The organism is Parasedimentitalea marina, from assembly GCF_004006175.1.
GTDB classification, from domain to species: Bacteria; Pseudomonadota; Alphaproteobacteria; order Rhodobacterales; family Rhodobacteraceae; genus Parasedimentitalea; species Parasedimentitalea marina.
Genome location: NZ_CP033219.1, coordinates 4057962 through 4076240 on the forward strand (window position 1 = coordinate 4057962; position 18279 = coordinate 4076240).

General features: G+C 53.4%; 19 protein-coding genes, 1 tRNA gene and 1 pseudogene. 12 read left to right on the forward strand and 9 right to left on the reverse strand.

The window, feature by feature from the left end:
• The first annotated feature begins 31 nt into the window (after positions 1–31).
• From EBB79_RS19505 to EBB79_RS19550, 10 genes are all read left to right on the forward strand, one after another.
• Positions 32–1198, forward strand: coding sequence for a low temperature requirement protein A (locus EBB79_RS19505; RefSeq protein ID WP_127750487.1), 1167 nt, complete (start codon positions 32–34; stop codon positions 1196–1198).
• Between the two features lie 2 nt (positions 1199–1200).
• A complete protein-coding gene (locus EBB79_RS19510; RefSeq protein ID WP_127750488.1) occupies positions 1201–1833 on the forward strand; it encodes a CDGSH iron-sulfur domain-containing protein in 633 nt (210 codons plus the stop codon).
• Positions 1834–2245: 412 nt separating this feature from the next.
• A complete protein-coding gene (locus EBB79_RS19515) occupies positions 2246–3178 on the forward strand; it encodes a VOC family protein (RefSeq protein ID WP_127750489.1) in 933 nt (310 codons plus the stop codon).
• A gap of 20 nt (positions 3179–3198) precedes the next feature.
• The gene (locus EBB79_RS19520; RefSeq protein ID WP_127750490.1) at positions 3199–3843 is read left to right on the forward strand and encodes an alpha/beta hydrolase; all 645 of its coding nucleotides are present in this window, start codon (positions 3199–3201) and stop codon (positions 3841–3843) included.
• The gene (locus EBB79_RS19525) at positions 3840–4085 is read left to right on the forward strand and encodes a DUF1427 family protein (protein ID WP_127750491.1); all 246 of its coding nucleotides are present in this window, start codon (positions 3840–3842) and stop codon (positions 4083–4085) included. The genes EBB79_RS19520 and EBB79_RS19525 overlap by 4 nt, the downstream gene beginning before the upstream one ends.
• Positions 4086–4189: 104 nt before the next feature.
• Positions 4190–4879: a hydrolase gene (locus tag EBB79_RS19530; RefSeq protein WP_127750492.1), complete on the forward strand. Its 690-nt coding sequence runs from the start codon at positions 4190–4192 to the stop codon at positions 4877–4879.
• 174 nt (positions 4880–5053) lie between these two features.
• Entirely contained in the window at positions 5054–6919 is a 1866-nt protein-coding gene (locus tag EBB79_RS19535; RefSeq protein ID WP_127750493.1) for an amidohydrolase, read from the forward strand.
• Between the two features lie 51 nt (positions 6920–6970).
• Positions 6971–7306: a DoxX family protein gene (locus EBB79_RS19540; RefSeq protein ID WP_164860846.1), complete on the forward strand. Its 336-nt coding sequence runs from the start codon at positions 6971–6973 to the stop codon at positions 7304–7306.
• Between the two features lie 11 nt (positions 7307–7317).
• On the forward strand, positions 7318–7617 hold the full coding sequence (locus EBB79_RS19545) for a GNAT family N-acetyltransferase (RefSeq protein WP_127750495.1): 300 nt from the start codon (positions 7318–7320) through the stop codon (positions 7615–7617).
• Positions 7601–9199, forward strand: coding sequence for an MFS transporter (locus EBB79_RS19550; RefSeq protein WP_127750496.1), 1599 nt, complete (start codon positions 7601–7603; stop codon positions 9197–9199). The genes EBB79_RS19545 and EBB79_RS19550 overlap by 17 nt, the downstream gene beginning before the upstream one ends.
• Positions 9200–9888: 689 nt before the next feature.
• Here EBB79_RS19550 and EBB79_RS19555 read toward each other — a convergent pair.
• The gene (locus tag EBB79_RS19555; protein WP_127750497.1) at positions 9889–10929 is read right to left on the reverse strand and encodes a PLP-dependent cysteine synthase family protein; all 1041 of its coding nucleotides are present in this window, start codon (positions 10927–10929) and stop codon (positions 9889–9891) included.
• Positions 10930–11104: 175 nt separating this feature from the next.
• Here EBB79_RS19555 and EBB79_RS19560 point away from each other — a divergent pair, with 175 nt between their 5' ends.
• Positions 11105–11407: a hypothetical protein gene (locus tag EBB79_RS19560; RefSeq protein ID WP_127750498.1), complete on the forward strand. Its 303-nt coding sequence runs from the start codon at positions 11105–11107 to the stop codon at positions 11405–11407.
• 187 nt (positions 11408–11594) lie between these two features.
• Here EBB79_RS19560 and EBB79_RS19565 read toward each other — a convergent pair whose 3' ends face one another.
• The 4 genes and pseudogenes from EBB79_RS19565 to EBB79_RS19575 form a co-directional block, all read right to left on the reverse strand.
• A complete protein-coding gene (locus EBB79_RS19565) occupies positions 11595–12554 on the reverse strand; it encodes a pirin family protein (protein WP_127750499.1) in 960 nt (319 codons plus the stop codon).
• Positions 12555–12616: 62 nt separating this feature from the next.
• A complete protein-coding gene (locus tag EBB79_RS25680; RefSeq protein ID WP_420850346.1) occupies positions 12617–12730 on the reverse strand; it encodes a pirin family protein in 114 nt (37 codons plus the stop codon).
• Between the two features lie 8 nt (positions 12731–12738).
• A pseudogene (locus EBB79_RS24690) lies at positions 12739–12945 on the reverse strand (IS3 family transposase); the annotation flags it as partial.
• A gap of 351 nt (positions 12946–13296) precedes the next feature.
• On the reverse strand, positions 13297–14487 hold the full coding sequence (locus EBB79_RS19575) for an alpha/beta hydrolase (RefSeq protein WP_127750500.1): 1191 nt from the start codon (positions 14485–14487) through the stop codon (positions 13297–13299).
• 155 nt (positions 14488–14642) lie between these two features.
• Here EBB79_RS19575 and EBB79_RS19580 point away from each other — a divergent pair, with 155 nt between their 5' ends.
• Positions 14643–14825: a hypothetical protein gene (locus EBB79_RS19580; RefSeq protein WP_127750501.1), complete on the forward strand. Its 183-nt coding sequence runs from the start codon at positions 14643–14645 to the stop codon at positions 14823–14825.
• A gap of 593 nt (positions 14826–15418) precedes the next feature.
• On the opposite strand, the gene EBB79_RS25475 is transcribed toward EBB79_RS19580, so the two are convergent.
• The 4 genes from EBB79_RS25475 to EBB79_RS19600 all read right to left on the reverse strand — a co-directional run bounded on the left by EBB79_RS25475 (position 15419) and on the right by EBB79_RS19600 (position 18117).
• Positions 15419–15979, reverse strand: coding sequence for an HGGxSTG domain-containing protein (locus EBB79_RS25475; protein ID WP_338045775.1), 561 nt, complete (start codon positions 15977–15979; stop codon positions 15419–15421).
• 250 nt (positions 15980–16229) lie between these two features.
• Positions 16230–17546 (reverse strand): AAA family ATPase, encoded by a 1317-nt coding sequence (locus EBB79_RS19590; RefSeq protein ID WP_338045776.1) that lies wholly within the window; start codon positions 17544–17546, stop codon positions 16230–16232.
• A complete protein-coding gene (locus tag EBB79_RS19595; protein WP_127750504.1) occupies positions 17546–17746 on the reverse strand; it encodes a hypothetical protein in 201 nt (66 codons plus the stop codon). The genes EBB79_RS19590 and EBB79_RS19595 overlap by 1 nt, the downstream gene beginning before the upstream one ends.
• Positions 17747–18040: 294 nt before the next feature.
• A tRNA-Arg gene (locus tag EBB79_RS19600) sits at positions 18041–18117 on the reverse strand.
• Positions 18118–18279: the final 162 nt, after the last annotated feature.

Below are 18279 nucleotides of genomic sequence, written 5' to 3' on the forward strand. Positions count from 1 at the left end.
TAAGTAGTCTTCTTAAAGCTGAGGAACCAATATGCCTAACCAAGTGAAGTTTCGCCTTGCACCTCGTGATCGTCACGAAACACATCGTGCCGCAACGCCACTCGAACTCATGTTTGATCTGGCCTCAGTCATAGCGATTGCTACGGCTGCAACCGGTCTGCACCACGCGGTTGCTCACTCACATTTTGCTGACGGGGTGGTCGGTTTCTTCTTTGCTTTTTTCATGATTTGGCTGGCTTGGATGAACTACACGTGGTTTGCATCAGCCTATGACAATGGCCACCGTTGGTTCCAGATCATCTCGATGGCGATCATGTTCGGGTCATTGGTTCTGGCGGCTGGCATTCCTGCTGTATTTGCAGGCGAACCCCTATTTCTAGTCTTGATTGGTTTTATCATCATGCGCCTTGGGTTGGTCGTTCTTTGGCTTGCCGCTGCGCAAAGTGGCTCAGGTCACAGGGAAACTTCCTTGCGCTATGCGGGGGGGATAGCAGCCTTACAAGTTTTTTGGGTTGCTATAATCCTGATGATCCCAGCCACGTCGGCAGCGCTGAAATGGGCTTTTCTACTAGGCTTTGCGATGGAGCTGGCCGTTCCTGTCTTCTCGGAAGGGAGCAACAGAACTGCTTGGCATAAGCATCATATTATCGAGCGCTATGGTCTTTTGAATATCATTGTACTCGGCGAGTGCTTTTTGGCCGTTGTTATGGCGATCAAAGGAGAAGGCGGGTTGCCGTCCTGGCAATTGCTTGAAATCGGATTATTGGCCTCTATCATCACATTTGCGCTTTGGGCACTCTATTTCAACGGCCATGATCACTTGCCTCATGAGGAGAAAAACCATGTTCTGATTTGGGGCTACGGTCACTTCACTCTGTTTGCATCAGGGGCCGCAACCGGCGCAGGATTTGCGGTTATGGTCGACTTCGCCAATCATAGTGCACATCTTAGTGAGACCGCAGCGGCGTTGTCAGTCGCTATTCCAGTGTCTCTCTATGTAATGTCGGTATGGCTCGTTCGTGACCGGTATTGGTTGGTTGGCGGCGCCCAATTTGTGATGCCCGGTTGCGCAGTGGCGGTTTTACTCGCAGCTTTCTTTGCCAGTTCTCACGTGTTGCTTCTTATCGCGGCGGTGCTGATCGGAACCTTGATAATACGTACAAATTTGGGTGCAAATTTAGCGGTGAAAGAAAAATAGGGATGTCCAATTCTGAAAATGAAAATATCACTGTTCATTTCCACGGGAAGAAGTGTGTTCATGCAAGGCGTTGCGTCTTGGGTCTGCCTGATGTGTTCCAACCTGGAGCAAAAGGAGGATGGATATCTCCTGACAATGCAAACGCCGATGACATCGCTCAGGTGATTGACAGCTGCCCCTCCGGTGCACTGACCTATGAGCGCAAAGATGGGGGTAAAGGCGAAACTCAACCAAAAGTGAATACCCTTCGACTCAATGAAAACGGCCCCAATGAGATCAAGGGCGATATCCAAATACCCAACGAAGAGCCGTACACGCGTGTTTTGCTTTGCCGCTGCGGCAAATCCAACAACATGCCATTTTGCGACAATAGCCATCTGAGTACAGACTTTGTTGCTTCAGGAGAGGTGCAGACAACCCAAAGTGCAGATACTCCGACAACCCGCGATGGGTCTCTTTTGGTCACGCCGATAAAAGACGGTCCAGTCATGGTTTCTGGAAATCTCGAAATTATTGCTGGATCTGGTCGTCGTATAGCGACAGGAGAGAAATTTGTTCTTTGCCGCTGTGGGGCGTCAAAGAACAAGCCTTTTTGCGATGGCCAGCACAAGAAAACTGGGTTTGAAACCGGCTGATCAACATCCTTGCAAGAACTAAAAAAGAGCTAATAGCTTTGCCACACTGAGATTTCCGTTTCTTAATCCGAAGCCGAGCTTGCTTTGTCGCAAAAGAGTACAGCTGTCACCTGTTCTTGATCAGCTGCAAAACCAGCTGGCTGGCAGACGCGATCGGCGTTCCAGGCAGAAAATTACTACACTTCATCCATCTCTTGATATGACCTGCGCCTCATCCGAAGCGTGTCCAAGACTTTTAGTATCTGAAAAGTGGGGCGGCGGATGGACTCATTGGTCCTGGGTATTCCAAGAGTTACGCGCATATATTATTATACTTTTTGCAATAATATATGCGTTAAAATTATCATTCTCTGTTGCAGAGTGTTGACCTATGTTGATTACAACATCGTCTCGTTCAGAGAGAGAGGTCAAAATGATTAAAACTATCAAAGGCTTGCATCACGTCACTTCGATGGCCGCGAATGCCAAAGTGAATAATCAGTTTTTCACCGAAACAATGGGCCTGCGCCGGGTCAAGAAGACTGTGAACTTTGACGCACCTGAAATCTATCACCTCTATTACGGAGACGAAATTGGTACGCCGGGATCGGTGATGACATATTTCCCATTCCAGCAAATACTGAAAGGAAAACGTGGTAACGGCGAAGTCGGTATCACTGAATTTGCGGTTCCCGAGAACGCACTCGGATTCTGGAAAGAGCGCCTTGCCACACAGGGTGTTCCAGGGTTGGAGCAGAGCAATTTCTTGGGGGAAACCCGCCTGGAATTCGATGGGCCGGATGGCGACAGCTTTGCACTAGTTGAATCTGACCAGAGGGGTCGTGCTCCGTGGGCGGGTGGTGACATACCCGAGGAAGCAGGCATTCTCGGCTTTCGTGGTGCACGTTTGAGATTGCGTGACACCTCTGCCACCGGAGAACTTTTGACATTCATGGGCTACCAGAAAGGTGAGACCAGCGGCAATGTCACTCGCTATCTGGTCGAAGGTGGAAATGCAGCAGATAGCATAGACCTTGAGGAAATGCCGCAAGGTGCTGCTGCTCAAGAGGGGGCGGGATCGGTGCATCACATCGCCTTCGCTGTTGATGACCGTGCAACACAGGATGAAGTGCGCAAGGCGCTTTTAGATACGGGCTACCAAGTAACCCCGGTGATAGACCGAGATTACTTTTACGCGATCTATTTTCGCACACCGGGCGGTGTTTTGTTTGAAATTGCAACCAATGAGCCTGGATTTGATCGTGATGAGGACCCTGCACATTTGGGCGAGTCACTGAAACTTCCGGCACGCTATGAGCCGTATCGCACCCAAATCGAGCAGAGCCTTCCTGACATTGCAGCCTGAGCGTGGGAAAGGAGAAACCGATGCTGAATGGCGGATATGAATACCTCACGAGAACACCAGTCAATGGTGCCCCACTTATTTTCGCCTTTCACGGCACCGGTGGAAATGAAGAACAATTCTTCGAATTGGCTCAAGATCTGGTCCCTGGGGCGGGCGTGATTTCGCCCCGGGGAGATGTGCTTGAAATGCATGCTACCCGGTTCTTTCGGCGCACAGGTGAAGGTGTTTACGATATGGAAGACCTCGCCGCACGAACTACGAAAATGGCTGAATTTATTGCAGTATTCAAAGCACGATACGCTAATGTGCCAATCTTTGGCTTTGGATATTCCAATGGCGCCAACATTTTAGCCTCGGTCGCTATGAGGTATCCCAATCTGTTTGATCGTATCGGGTTGCTGCACCCGCTTATCCCGTGGGCACCGTCCCCAGAGCCTGGCTTGGCGGGATGCAAAGTTCTGATTTCTGCCGGGCGGCGTGATCCGATTTGTCCTTGGTCGCAAAGCCAAGCTCTCATTGACTGGTTTGAAGCACAAAGTGCCGAAGTCACAACAGTCATCCATGATGGAGGACATGAAATCCATCGTGAAGAAATTGATGGGCTATCCCAGCTGTTTGCACTTACCCATCCAATCCCTGGGAAGGAAATGGAGATTACTCAATGACATGGTTGCCATACTTCTTGTCGCTCGGTGTAGGTCTGGGAATAGGAGTAATTTACGGCCTGATTTCCGTTCGCTCTCCCGCGCCGCCGATAATTGCTTTGCTGGGGCTTTTCGGAATGCTGGCTGGCGAGACCGTTGTGCACTGGTTGCGCGGTCATTCACAACCGCTGGCGCAAGCGATGCATCTGAAATCCTTTGCAGCGACCAAAAACCAACCCCCAGATCACTCAAATAAGACCTGAACCATTGCGACCGCCAATGGAAGAAGTCTCTCAACTGACCTGATGGCCAGCTGAGCGCTGAGATCTGCCCAATCATACTATTTCTCGTGAAAATGGAGGACCCCATGTCCAAACTAGAAGTACTAACCCCACAAAACAGTCAGCTGATTTTCATCGACCATCAGCCACAAATGGCCTTTGGCGTGCAGTCGATAGATCGACAGGCGCTGAAGAACAATACAGTTGCTTTGGCAAAGGCAGCCAGGGTCTTTGACATCCCGACGACCATCACTACCGTCGAGACCGAGAGTTTCTCGGGCCATACATACCCTGAACTTTTGGACGTCTTTCCCGACGCGCCCTTGCTGGAACGAACTTCGATGAATTCCTGGGACGACCAGAAAGTTCGCGATGCCTTGGCAAATGGCGCCGAAGAAGGACGCAAAAAGATTGTCGTTTCGGGCCTTTGGACCGAAGTGTGCAATACGACTTTTGCCCTGTCGGCAATGAACGACACAGATTATGAGATATACATGGTGGCCGACGCCTCGGGAGGCACATCGGTAGAGGCCCATAAATATGCGATGGACCGCATGGTTCAAGCCGGGGTCATTCCGGTAACTTGGCAACAAGTTTTGCTGGAATGGCAGCGCGACTGGGCCCGGAGAGAGACTTATGACGCGACCATCGCTCTGGCTCAGGAACATTCTGGCGCCTATGGGATGGGTGTCGATTACGCTTATTCCATGGTGCACAAGGCTCCTAGCCGCACCACGCATACAGGGCAGAAATTAGATCCGGTACCAGCACGGTAACTGCCCCAAGAATTCCACATACTGCTGGGTGCAATGTGACTTCCCCAATTCGCACCTGGCGCTTCTTTCCGAAGAGAGTCGACCATGCCCACAGGTCGCTGCGGTCTTTTGTTCGGCGCTGGCACAAGCGCCGCTCTGAATACCACTCACTCGTTCACCGCTTGGAGCCGAACCATGCCTGCACCTGATCTCATTCTGCACAATGGAAAAATAACCACTTTGGATCCTGCCAATCCCGAGGCTACTGCAATTGCAGTCACCAACGGGCTGATCAGTGCCACCGGCAAAGATGCTGACATCATGCGGATGGCAACTGACGGCACGCAAATAATTGATCTGAACCGTCGCCGGGCTATTCCGGGTCTGAATGACAGCCACACGCATGTGATCCGTGGCGGGCTGAGCTACAACATGGAATTGCGGTGGGAGAATGTACCTTCCGTTTCGGATGCCCTTTCCTTGTTGCGGCGACAGGCCGCCAACACGCCTGCGCCACAGTGGGTGCGGGTCGTTGGTGGCTGGTCGGAATTTCAGTTTGCCGAACGCCGCATGCCGACTCTGGACGAGATAAACGAAGCCGCCCCGGATACACCGGTCTTCATTCTGCATCTCTATGCGCGAGCGCTGTTGAATCGCTCCGCTTTGCGCGTGCTTGGCATCGACAAGGATACCCCCAACCCGCCGGGTGGCGAGATAGCGAGAGACACGAATGGCAACCCGACTGGTATGCTAATTGCCAAACCATCGGCTCTGATCCTTTATTCAACCCTTTCACAGGGGCCAAAACTGCCGGTTGAGGATCAGATTAACTCGACCCGCCATTTCATGCGCGAGTTGAACCGGCTGGGCGTTACATCGGTGATCGACGCAGGTGGCGGTGGGCAGAACTATCCTGATGACTACGATGTGGTGCAGCAGCTCAATGCAGAGGATCAACTTACTCTGCGCATTGCGTATAACCTGTTTGCCCAAACCCCAGGTCAAGAATTGTCCGACTATGAACGCTGGATTGGTATGACCGAGCCTGGTGCCGGTGATGCCATGTTGAGGATGAATGGCGCGGGCGAGAACCTCGCCTGGTCGGCAGCGGACTTCGAAAATTTCCTGGAACCACGCCCGGACCCTGCTCCGGTGATGGAGGGTGAATTGGAGAAGATCGTTGAGCTGCTGGCAACCAACGAATGGCCTTTCCGCATTCATGCAACCTATGATGAGACCATAGATCGCTTTCTGACAGTGTTTGAGCGGGTGAACGGCAAAACGCCCTTCAAGACCCGTTTTATCATCGATCACGCAGAAACCATCAGCCCCAGCAATATTGAACGGATCAAAGCACTCGGAGGTGGTATCGCCACGCAGCACCGAATGGCGTTCCAGGGCGAGTACTTTGTCGATCGCTATGGCGCGCAGGCAGCCAAAGCCACGCCACCCATTCGCGAGATGCTCAAAACGGGTCTTCCCGTCGGCGGCGGTACCGACGCCACCCGGGTTGCAAGCTATGACCCTTGGGTGGCGATGCACTGGCTGAGTACGGGCAAAACGGTTGGTGGGCTGGAACTATATGGCGAGGACAACTTGCTGACCCGTGAGGAAGCATTGGCCATTTGGACTACTGGCTCGGCCTGGTTTTCCGGAGAGCAGGGCGTAAAGGGAACGCTTGCGCCAGGGATGTATGCCGATCTGGCAGTGTTGTCGGACGATCTGATGACCGTTGAAGATACCAAGATCCGCAGCATCACCTCGGTGATGACCATGGTGGGTGGAAGAGTTGTTTTTGGCGATGCCGAGTATTCCGATCTAGACAGGCCCCCACCGCCTTCAAGCCCCGACTGGTCGGTCAACGCGAGTTTTGCAAGCCCCGGTGAACGAAAAGCCGCGTTGACGCCCGCATCAACCGAGATGCGGGCCTGTCATGACAGCTGTGCGAACGGTTGTGGTCTGCATGGACACGATCACGGCATTGCCTGGACCAACCCGATCCCTGTCGGCGACAAGAATGCGTTCTGGGGTGCATTGGGCTGTTCGTGCTTTGCCGTCTGAGCGATGACAACAGATCCGATCATATTACCCGAAATAATAGGAACGGTCGTTGTGACCGTTCCATTCTGGGTCAGCGCCTGGGTTAAGGCTAGCGATTTAAACAAGGCGATATGTGAGATTGCGACACTTGGCTTGCCTTTTCCACGGGCAACGACGGCTGCAGTAATAGGGCTGCAAGCCTCTGCAAGTGCATTGATCATTACGGGGTATCTCGTCTGGCCTTCCGCCTTCGCTTTGATTGCCTTTACTGGTCTGGCATCTCTTCAAGCTCATCGGTTTTGGGAACACGACGGAATACTCCGAACCACTAATTTCAACGCCTTTATGGCAAACATCGGCTTGATCGGTGGCCTGCTATTGGGGGCGGTTGTTCGATCAACACCCTGAAAGGGAGATCTATGATCAATATCAAAATTGTCCGTGAGGATACTGATACTAAAGGTCGGTACATTGCCCGGGTCGATGAATTGGAAGGTGAAGGTGAACTAACGTTCTCGAAGGCTTCAGAACAGCTCATCATTGTCGACCACACAGCGGTATCTGACGGTATGCGGGGCAAGGGCATTGCCCGCGCATTGGCCACGCGCGTCATTTCTGACGCGCGAGACGCGGGTCAGCGTATTGTACCGCTTTGTCCCTTCATGCGCAGCTACGCAGACCGCCATCATGAGGAGACTGCTGATGTCATCCAGAGATGAACCGATAGCGGCCCAAGGCAAGGCGTCTTCACCTTTTGCGTACGGGGGGTTTGTACTCTTATGGACGGCCACGCTGATTTCAAACACAGGCACCTGGATGCACGAGGTCGGCGCGGGCTGGCTAATGACAACCCTGGATCCTGAACCAGCGATTGTGACACTAGTCCAGGCCGCCACCACTCTGCCAGTCTTCTGCTTTGCGCTCTTTGCCGGTGCACTGGCGGACCGACTGGACAAGAGACGCCTGCTTATTACAATAAATTTGGTGCTGACATTGATAATTTCGCTCCTCGCGTTGCTTGTTTGGCGAGAGGCGATGACGCCGACGTTGTTGATCCTCATCACTTTTGCCATTGGCACTGGGGCTGCCTTCATGGCGCCCGCCTGGCAGGCGGTCGTTCCTCAGCTTGTTCCACGCGAAACCCTCAGATCGGCAATCGCGCTCAATTCCATGGGTATCAATATCAGCCGTGCTATCGGTCCCGCACTCGCGGGCGTGCTGATCGCGGGCTTCGGTCTGGCGTCACCTTTTGCCGTCAACGTGATCAGCCATCTGGCAATTGTTGCCGCCCTTGTGGCATGGCGGCCTGACCCGAAACCGCTACACAGCAGTCACAACAGCATAGTTGCCGACATGGCAACCGGCCTACGTCACGTGCGGTATAACTCTGCAATGCTGGCCACGTCAGTTCGAGCAATGGGCTTTTTCTTGTTCGCTTCCGCCTATTGGTCGCTCCTGCCCCTAATTGCTCATGGAGCCGATAGCGGTGGATCCAAGCTCTACGGCATGCTGATGGCCCTGATTGGCGCTGGCGCAGTTTTTGGCGCACTGCTACTGCCACACCTGCAAAAGCGTATTTCTTCGGACCAGACGGTACGCTTCGGGACGGCGGGCACTGCTACCGCGATGCTGGCCATGGCCTTGTCGTCTAGTGCGGCGACCCTGATGTTCGCAGCCTTCCTTGGCGGACTGTCATGGATTGCGGTCCTCACCTCGTTCAATGTCTCCGCTCAGACAGCTCTGCCTGACTGGGTTCGCGCCAGAGGGCTGGCGGTGTATCTGATGGTTTTCTTCGGCGCCATGGCGCTCGGATCAGTAACTTGGGGACAATTGGCTACGCTGACGTCGATCCCTACAGTACTGTTGTTCGCGGCGGCTGGGCTTTTGATCGGCATTCCACTCACCCGCCGTTTCATCATTGGTCAGGGTGAGACTCTGGACTTCACTCCAGCCTCGGCCTGGCCATTGGCCCCCACTTTTGGCAATGAAGATCCAGAAGACCGCGCTGCCAGGGTGACCGTCGAATACCGGATTGCAGCAACCGACCGTGAGGTATTTCTCACCAAGCTCCGCATCTTTTCAAAGGAGCGTCTTCGAGACGGTGCAACACGGTGGGAGCTGCACCAAAACGTCGAAAATCCCGAGTTCTGGGTCGAGAATTTCTACCTGTCGAGTTGGAGTGAACACTTGGAGCAACATGATCGCGTGACCCGATCGGATATCGACCTACAACAAGAGCTTCGCGCGTTGGACAATCGCGAAGACGGCCCCGTCGTACGACACTATCTCAGAGCGAAGTGAATTTCAGGAGTTTCCAAGGGGCAGAGTATCCTGATTGTTGGGGCGTCGGGAGCCGTTGGACTGAAGGCTGTACAGCTGGCAACGCATTTCGGCGCACAAGTTTCCGGCATTGCTGCAGACGACAAGCCGGAAACTGTTCGCCAAGCCGATGCCATATCGGTCCAGCTTCGTTGGCATCTCGACGTTGTCATTGATGTTATGGCGGAAAAGGTTTGACCTGACCTAATCCGCGCCTTGAATCCAGGGCGGCATTACGTTGTGTCTGGAGCTATCGCCGGTCTGATTGTTGAGGAGGGTTTGCAGGAAATTAATCTAACCGACATCCCCATTCACGGCTGTTCACTAATCTTGCGCGAAGTATTCTCAGACCTAGTCGATTTGATGATCGAAAGATGGGTAAAAGCCAACTATCGCCAAAACGTATCGATTGAGCGACATCGCCCGGGCTCAGGCGGATTTTCAGTTCAAGAGTATCGCTGGTATGTTGATCCTTTTACTGTCAGGCAACTTCAATAGTGAAATTAGCAGGTAGATTCTGCCTTTGTTAGAAAAGCTGTACTACCCAAGTTTCTTACATCCAAATTTTCAGTTGTAGCGCAACAATCGGCCATTGGGATCAGAGTGGTCCTCCGACGGCGCTGCGGACTATCGTGGCTTGGTCATCAACGGCAGAACCTAATCAGCACAGATCATAGCCACCGGTTAAGTTCGTCGGTGTAGTTGCAAGTTTCACCTATGGAATCTCGAACCCAATCTGAATTGTAGTAGGTATCCATGTATCGATCACCGCTATCACACATAATCGACACGATCGATCCACTTTTGCCCTCCCTCATCATATCTCTTGCAACACTCAGGGCGCCCCAAAGGTTTGTCCCGGTCGACGCGCCAGCTTTGCGGCCAATAAGTTTTTCGAGCCAAAGTATGGTTGCGACGCTGGCTGCATCGGGCACCTTCATCATTGCGTCGATGACATCAGGCTGAAAAGACTTCTCAACTTGGGGTCTTCCAATCCCTTCAATTCGACTTGAAAAGTTATTCCGCAGGTCTGGTTCTTTTTGAACGAAACTGTCATAAAAAACAGAGTTTTCAGGATCAACGACGATCAGACGTGTATCAAAGCCTCGGTACCGAATGTAACGTCCAAGGGTCGCTGAAGTCCCCCCTGTTCCCGCACTCATAACAAGAGTGTGTGGTATCGGGTAAGGCTCTTTTTTCATCTGCAAAAAGATGCTTTCTGCAATGTTGTTGTTGCCGCGCCAATCCGTAGCCCGTTCAGCAAACATGAATTGATTCATGAAGTAACCACCAGTTTGCTCGGCCAAAGTAACAGCCGCATCGTGCATTTGTGGAGCGTTATCCACAAAGTGACATTGACCACCAAACAGGGTGATCTTATCGATTTTGCTCTGGGCAGTGCTGCGCGGCATGACAGCAATAAACGGCAGGCCAAGCATTCGCGCAAAATAGGCCTCGGAAACAGCCGTGCTACCAGAGGATGCCTCTATGATGGTCGTCATGTCGCTAAGCTTGCCGTTGCACAAAGCATAAAGAAATAACGAGCGAGCGAGGCGATGCTTCAAGCTCCCTGTTGGATGAGTGCTTTCATCCTTGAGGTAAATATCGACGTTTTTTAGCTTGGGGATTTCCAGCTTGAAAAGATGCGTATCTGTAGAGCGCTGATAGTCGGCTTCAATTTTTCTAACAGCCTCAGAAACCCATAGATTCATTTGAATTTTCCTCACCTTCAATTACTAGACATAATATCAGATTGCGTCCTACACTCAAACTCTTACTCGCAGCGGGAAATTTTTCAGAGCATAACTAGTAATCAGTTTTACGGGACATTCTTGAAATAAAATCTGTCAGCGACCTGTAATTTCACGTTAGTATTTTGATTGCAACATGCATGAACTGCTGGTTTTCACACCGCGCAGCGGAACCGAGAATGATGCGTTCACGGCGATCTTCGTACTGCAAGCGCACGCAGCGAATAATCTCGTTGTCTCTTATGGGCTCCTAACGGCTGCTCGCTGCGCATCGCGCGGACGTCTGCTATCGGGAAGCAGTCAAGACTTTGCAAAGGGTGCTTTCTGCGCACAGCCGCCGTTGGTGGTGATCGCGCCTAATGGCCTGTTCCAGCCCAAAGCGGTCATGGTCTCAAACTTGCCCAGCAGCAAAAGCAGTCATTCAAATTCGGTTGACTAAAGGTCCGCTGAACGGACAAAGTGACCTTTCGCTGCGGCTGCGCCAAGGTCTGCTTTGGCGAAACTAAAGGCGGGATAAGCGCTAGATTTTGCCAGGTTGATGGAGGAGTTAGGCTTCCTCTATAAACCTTGCTTGAGCAGCAGCTTGCTACTTCGCAATGGTTTATAGAGGTTAGGTCTCACCGAGATCAGTCCTTAGGCCGTGTCCGATCAAGTTCCGGCGTAATTGAAATAAACTCGGCGTCATCGCCTTCAGGCAGTTTAAAGGGGCCATTTTCCCAATCCCCTGCTTTCCAGTCTTCTTTAGCCTGCTCGATCCGGTCTTTTGACGAAGATACAAAATTCCACCAGATGTACCGCTTTTCATTCATTGTGGCGCCACCAAGCGCCATGAGACGCGCACCTTGTGGTCCGGCCTTGAGTGAAATGCGGTCGCCGGGGCGGAACACCATCATGCGGCCAGCCTCAAAGATGTCACCCGCAACTTCGACACTGCCTTCGGTCACATACACACCGCGATCCTCGTGGTTGTCGGGCAATGGGAAGGCACGGCCTGCTTCTAGTACGACATCAAGGTAGAATGTTTCTGAATGCATTGTGACAGGGCTGACCTCCCCGAACGCGTTCCCCAAAATCAAACGCGCTGTGGTGCCAGTGTCGATGATAACGGGCAGGGCACCTTCTTTGTGGTGTTCAAAGTCCGGTTCCACTTCTTCTTTGTCTTCGGGCAGCGCGATCCATGTTTGAATGCCAAACAGTTTGTTGCGCTTGGCGCGTGTCTCGTCGCTGGTCCGCTCTGAGTGGGTGACGCCTTTGCCTGCCGTCATCCAGTTGACCTCACCGGGGTAGATCATCTGATGTGTACCGATGCTGTCGCGATGTTCAAATTCGCCGTCGTAAAGATAGGTGACAGTTCCCAGGCCGATGTGGGGATGGGGACGTACGTCAATGCCGCCTTCGTCGATGAACTCAGCCGGGCCCATCTGATCAAAGAAAATAAACGGGCCGACCATCTGCCGGTCTGGTGATGGCAGTGCGCGGCGCACATCAAAGCCGCCGATATCGCGGGCACGCGGTATAATCAGTGTTTCGATGCTATTGGCATCGGATGCGGGACATTCGGGGTTCTGCGTTGGATTCCAGCTCATGACATTGATCCTTCATTAGGAGACGGTACTGGCGACCCAAATGGCCGCCAGTGATGAGATATTTAGGGCGCGAGGTTAAAGAACAAGAACTCAGCGTCGTGGCCTTGATCGAAGGTCAATGTGCCGGATCCATCAATCGCGAGCCCGTCACCTTTGCCCAAGACAACCCCGTTCACAAGGACGGACGCTCGGTCTCTTTCTGTAGTCGCTTCAGTTCCTTGAGTTGTTTCGTGCCCATTCCGCCATACTTCTTCTTTCAACGGTAATAGGTTTGTTCACTCACGCTGATCTATCGGATCGCATCAATCCGGGGCATGGCTTGCCCCATCAGAACTTCAACCTGCCGTAACTTCACGACAATCTCTTCCGGCTTGGGTCTCTTAATGGCCATACTTGGCCCTCCGCTTTCCTAACTATAGGGGCGGACCACTTCAAAGGGGGAGGCTCAGCATGTCCCAAACTTTGCAAAATACGCAATTTGCGCAAAGCTGCCGTCGACGCCAAAACCCCAGCTTGCAAAGCCTGTTTCCTGCGCAAAGCGGCCGCTAGTGGTGATCGCGTCTAATGGCAGGTTCCAGCCCGAAGCGGACCCACGGTCGTCTATGCTAATTTGCGACAGCAGACCTTCGCTGCGCAGGTCGCGAGTTCACAGAATGCGGACAAAACTGCCGTTCGATCCACAGGTCCGGAGGTTTGCTTCCAGTTAATCAGAAAGTACCCTGGAGACATAGGACCGGTATGATTACAGCTGTAAGCTGTCCAGAAAAAACCGAACTTCATGCATCATCGTGGTCCATGTTTTCTCTTGAGGGAGCGGGACGTGGTTCCTGCTTTCCAGCGAAACGTATCTTGCGCCCTCGATTTCACTTGCGAGTATTCGTCCCTGTTCGACAGGCTGCATCGCGTCTGAGATCGCATGAATGACCAGCGTGGGCGCGCGAATGGACACCAATACTTCTGAGACATCAAACCGGTCAATTATTTGTCTCAAACGAGCTGCATTTTCCGGCGATATCGTTTCAGTTTGCATTTTCACAAAGCTGGCCAATTGCGCGGGCGTGGCATCCGGCATGAACAGGGTCGAGAACGCATTTACAAATGGGCTGTCCGCTTTACCCCAACCCGCCCTGATGAGGCCCAAAATAGTTTCTTCATCAATGTCGCCCTGTGCCGCTTCGCGCAATGCGCGTCCCTTTACATACCCGCCATACAAAACCAATCCGCTGACCCGTTCAGGATACTTTTGGGCAAAGCGGATAGCGACCGGGACGGCTTGCGACGCTGCAAAGATCGGGAAACGATTCAAATTGTTGGCGTCAGCAACGGCCTTTAAGTCGTCGGCAAAGGCATCAATATCCGCGCCTTCAAGGTCGCGCGAGGACAGTCCCGTGCCCCTTTGATCGTAGCGGTAAAGCGTGTTTTTGCCATCGAGCGTTTCGATCAATGGCCTCCAGACGGGGCTGTGCCAATCGAGCTCCAAGTGCGAAAGCCAATGGGCGACCCGGACCAATGGCGGGCCGTTCCCGCTTTTGGAGAACGCAATTCTTGCACCGAGAGAGGATCGGGTGAATTTAATGTTTTGCGTATCAGAGTGCGCAAGATCAAGCGTTTGCGCCGCGGCTGTGGCTGCCCTCACTTCGACATTCAGTTGAAAACCTCTGCCGTGGACTGTCTTGATAATGGCTTGCGCCCGCCCCGTGTCACCAACGGCCTTTCGGGCGGCGTTGATCCGTGCGCTGATCGTGGCGTCAGACACGCTTAACCCGTGCCAAACGGTTTTGACAAGATCATCCTTGGTCACCAACCGACCCTTCTGACCAACAAGACTCAATAACAGATCAAAGACCTGCGGTTCGAGGTGAACTGGCAGCCCATCGCACACAAACAGGTGTTTTTCAGGATCGATCAAGCAGTTTGCGAATTCATATGCCATGACACATAGAACGGCGAAACGGCGTCGATACTCAAGGACTTAAGGCCCAGGCAGGGCAGAAATATTGAAATGACAAGGAATTCTAAAGAGCCTCTTCAAGCCATGGCGACGCGATTGTAGTCCCTTGGTGCCAGGACAAATGAGGAGTTCTCGTCATGCAACAATATGAAACGCCAGAGGTCAAATGCCGCCCTGATGGGTCAATCGATACTGCCCATTACATCAAAATCGGTCGTCAGGAACGTGCGGATCAGGCGCGTGCATTGGCCAAGGCGGCAATACCAAAGCGGCGCATCCTCTCATTGCCGTTTTGGTTTCTCAGAACTTCAGGGACCTGATGAGATCTTTCACACAGTGTGCCGATTTGAGGATCAGGCCAGTTCTCGACTTTGAAATCGGCCCTGACCCCGGAAACCGAAAAGCGTCTTCACAGACAATTCTCCGGTTTCTGGGGAACTGACCATTTTGCCGATCGAACGTCGCGGCGGCTTTCACTCCTGCCCCAAGAATAACGACTGAATGATGTCATTGGGAGACCCAAAGCGGACCTTCTCCCACTTTGCAGCACTGATTAAAGTGGGCTCTCACCCGGCTTTCGCCGCACGCGACTCGAAAGGCCGCTGTCGGGAAACGGGCCAAACTTTGCAAAGGTAGCAATCTGCGCATTGCTGCCGTTGGTGCACGCGGCAGCGAATGCCCGCAATCCGCCTTTCCTGCCAGAGACGCAGAGCTTGCCAGCATTGTGATCTCCTCGTTTTGTGGTCGGTGCGTGCCGCTATAAAAACGGTCAACCATCAGTTCTTTCAAGAGAGGTGCCGCCCTCATTCCAGCTGGCCGGGAAGGGGCGGTGCCATGTTGCATCAAGACTAATTCATTTGGTTAAAAGGTGTTGCCACGCGATATCCCTCAATGAACCGGCGCTCGCCAACACTCAGGAATTTCCGGCCTGTCTCCGCCATGCTGCCCAACGCTTTCTCTGAGCCGCCGCGATGCGCTCCCGCCCTTCTTTCGTCTTTGGGCCGGTAGACATGCCGCCATGGAATTTGCAGCGTTTTCGGCCGGGTTCCGGCATCAGCTTGCAGAGATGACCCCTGCGAGTTTCTGCCAGACATGGCCTGTCTGGTTGGGATAGCTTTGCCAGGGCGCGAGCGAATTCAAGCTCGCTTTGCCGGTCACGGGCCTCTTGCAGGTGGTCCTCGGTTTGTAATACCCCATCCCCGCGCGAGCACGAATTGGTTTCGAAACGCTTCAAAACCTCTATTCCCAGCACCTCCAACATCCTCGCAGTAACGCCCCTGAAGTATTTGATCGGGTTAGATCTGGCTTCGCGCCGCGAAATGGCATCTCTGCTGCAACCTATCATCTGACCCATGCGGGTTTGCGATATTTTCTGCGCCCGGCGATGGGCCTTCAGCTCAGGTCCGGTGATGCTGTGCAGTTTGATCATGTCCTCAGTGCCTTTCTTCGCTCCTGTACCGCATGCTTCCGGCATCTTTTACAAAAATACCGCGCGTCCGCTCGGCGACACCAGATGAGATTGCCAGGGGACAAATAATTTTGGGGCATTGAGACCACCTGAGAACCGTTGAGACCCAGAGCAATCTGCGACACCACCACAGCGCTAAGGTGTGGCGCGCCACCCCCACCCACCGCCCCCGTAGGGGGTGGGGGTGGGGGCGCACCTATTTTGTTTGCTATTGTGACACCCTGTGACACCCCTACGTTTGAGGTGGTGGCGCATCTTATTCCGTTGCCCATTTGCCCACCTCCAAGCATGGCCGCTCTTTCCGGTCCTCGCATCTCACTTGGACCTTCACCAGCGCCCCAGATTTCAGCCATGTTTCAATGATCCGCTTGAGGCGTTTACGGTCTGCAGAGGTGTCCATGCCCAGCACATCAGCCACGATGCAGCCCGCCCAATCATCGCCAGCTTGATCCGAGTAGCGTGGGTGCTTTTCCTCAATGGCGTGTTGCACCGACAGCAGGTTTTTGACCGTCACGCCATCGAATGTGTCAGGCCATTCCCAAACTTCCGCCACGCCCACGCTATCCCCATTGGATAGGTGGACAGACGCCATTCGCCGCCACTCTCGCTTGCCCACGGGTGCCAGATTGGCCTTGTCACGTGTAACTGCGAAGTAGGTAGCAGGATCATCCTGGACCCCAGCCTCTGCCTTCATTTCATCGTTCATTTTGTTGAGAACCCGCCCGGATCGAGCCGCAGACAACAGAGCCGACGCACCGCGCCCACTTTCAGTTGTGGCTTCCTCACCGTTGGTCTTGCGAGTGTGATGCACCAGTTCGATTGCGCAGTTGCACCGATCTGCCAAGCGCGCCCACTCCTTCGCCACAAGGTCGATTGCGCCGTTGTCGTTCTCACCGACTTGGTGCGATGAAACGAATGGGTCGATCACCAGCACGTCAATGCCGCGCACCTCAATCTCATGCGCCAAAGCGTCCATTTCCGGCTTGATGATCTGGACGCCCTCACGGGTCTGCACAGCGGTACTCAGAGCACGTTCTCGGCCTGTGTCCACAAACAGCTTGCCCTTGATTTCACCCGGGGTGACGTTGTGGTGCTGCATCGCCGCGATAATGCGCCGGTCCAGCTCGTCGCGGGAGTCTTCGAGATTGTATATCCAGACCTTGAGATTGGGTGCCGTCCAATCCCCCAGCAATTCATGCCCAGACGCCATTGCCAGCACCTCACAGATCGTCAGGGACGACTTGCCGACGCCTCCGGGGGCAACCGTCACTGATACCTGCTTGCGGATCAAGTGTTGGCCATACACCCAAGGCCAGGGCGGGATAGTGGACGGGTCACGCCAAGCAAAACCTGTGGGTAAAAAGTCACCCCGCGTTCTAACTGCAGGCGGATGGTCAAACGTGTTCGGGTCACGACTCGGCATTCTCACGTCATTTGCTTGTTGGTCACCAGACGGAAAGTCATAGTTATTCTGATCACGACGCGGCATTCTCATGCCATTCATTTGTCCGGCAACAGACGGGCCATCATCTGGGCAACCGCTATCCACCCAATTGTCAAAGGTGCCATCCATTACAGAACGTCCCCATTCAGGGGGCCAAACAGAGCGGCAGACGCCGCCATATTGGTATTACCTGCCGACAGGCTGTTGAGGGTAGCAAAGGCCAGCGAGGCGCATCCGGCCTCAGTCAAGCGAGCCATCAGCACAATCGTCAGCTCATGCCAACTGGACCCGGCGCCCAGGGTGAGCACATAGCCCAAACTCTTGGCCACGCGCTTGTGCCTTTCCTTAGCGCACTCAGACATTGCGTTTTGGCGCTTTGTCGGAGTATTATGTCCGGGGAAGTTTGCCGCTTTCTTTTGTGACATAGCGCCGTTGCCCTTTACCGAGGGCGCGGCGTTTTTCTTTGCAGATTCGAGAACAGCAGGCGAACATTCACTGCCAACTTGTACGGGTTTTGTACAGATTACACTCGTACTGTACCCGTATGTTCCCGTATTAGTCCGTTCTTGGGTTTTTGCGGCAGATGCGTCACCACCACAAGCACTTGATTTTGCTTGAGTTTGTGGTGACCCCGGTTGGATTCGAACCAACAACCTGCCCCTTAGGAGGGGGCTGCTCTATCCAGTTGAGCCACGGGGCCATATACTATGATGGACTGTACTCTCCCCTAACAAATAGACATTGCGAGCTCAATCCCATGCCGCGCACCGCTCTCACTTTTTGCTGAGGCAGGCTGAGGGTGCCTTAAACTCTACGACCGGGCTTTCAGGACCCGGCGGGGCAACGTCTCTGGCCAATCGGT

What these genes read in the sequence shown, in the direction of transcription:
- EBB79_RS19505 (WP_127750487.1), top strand. Translation starts at nt 32, where the DNA reads ATGCCTAACCAAGTGAAGTTTCGCCTTGCACCTCGTGATCGTCACGAA.
- EBB79_RS19510 (WP_127750488.1), top strand. Translation starts at nt 1,201, where the DNA reads ATGTCCAATTCTGAAAATGAAAATATCACTGTTCATTTCCACGGGAAG.
- EBB79_RS19515 (WP_127750489.1), top strand. Translation starts at nt 2,246, where the DNA reads ATGATTAAAACTATCAAAGGCTTGCATCACGTCACTTCGATGGCCGCG.
- EBB79_RS19520 (WP_127750490.1), top strand. Translation starts at nt 3,199, where the DNA reads ATGCTGAATGGCGGATATGAATACCTCACGAGAACACCAGTCAATGGT.
- EBB79_RS19525 (WP_127750491.1), top strand. Translation starts at nt 3,840, where the DNA reads ATGACATGGTTGCCATACTTCTTGTCGCTCGGTGTAGGTCTGGGAATA.
- EBB79_RS19530 (WP_127750492.1), top strand. Translation starts at nt 4,190, where the DNA reads ATGTCCAAACTAGAAGTACTAACCCCACAAAACAGTCAGCTGATTTTC.
- EBB79_RS19535 (WP_127750493.1), top strand. Translation starts at nt 5,054, where the DNA reads ATGCCTGCACCTGATCTCATTCTGCACAATGGAAAAATAACCACTTTG.
- EBB79_RS19545 (WP_127750495.1), top strand. Translation starts at nt 7,318, where the DNA reads ATGATCAATATCAAAATTGTCCGTGAGGATACTGATACTAAAGGTCGG.
- EBB79_RS19550 (WP_127750496.1), top strand. Translation starts at nt 7,601, where the DNA reads ATGTCATCCAGAGATGAACCGATAGCGGCCCAAGGCAAGGCGTCTTCA.
- EBB79_RS19555 (WP_127750497.1), bottom strand. Translation starts at nt 10,929, where the DNA reads ATGAATCTATGGGTTTCTGAGGCTGTTAGAAAAATTGAAGCCGACTAT.
- EBB79_RS19560 (WP_127750498.1), top strand. Translation starts at nt 11,105, where the DNA reads ATGCATGAACTGCTGGTTTTCACACCGCGCAGCGGAACCGAGAATGAT.
- EBB79_RS19565 (WP_127750499.1), bottom strand. Translation starts at nt 12,554, where the DNA reads ATGAGCTGGAATCCAACGCAGAACCCCGAATGTCCCGCATCCGATGCC.
- EBB79_RS19575 (WP_127750500.1), bottom strand. Translation starts at nt 14,487, where the DNA reads ATGGCATATGAATTCGCAAACTGCTTGATCGATCCTGAAAAACACCTG.
- EBB79_RS19580 (WP_127750501.1), top strand. Translation starts at nt 14,643, where the DNA reads ATGCAACAATATGAAACGCCAGAGGTCAAATGCCGCCCTGATGGGTCA.
- EBB79_RS25475 (WP_338045775.1), bottom strand. Translation starts at nt 15,979, where the DNA reads ATGCCGGAAGCATGCGGTACAGGAGCGAAGAAAGGCACTGAGGACATG.
- EBB79_RS19590 (WP_338045776.1), bottom strand. Translation starts at nt 17,546, where the DNA reads ATGGATGGCACCTTTGACAATTGGGTGGATAGCGGTTGCCCAGATGAT.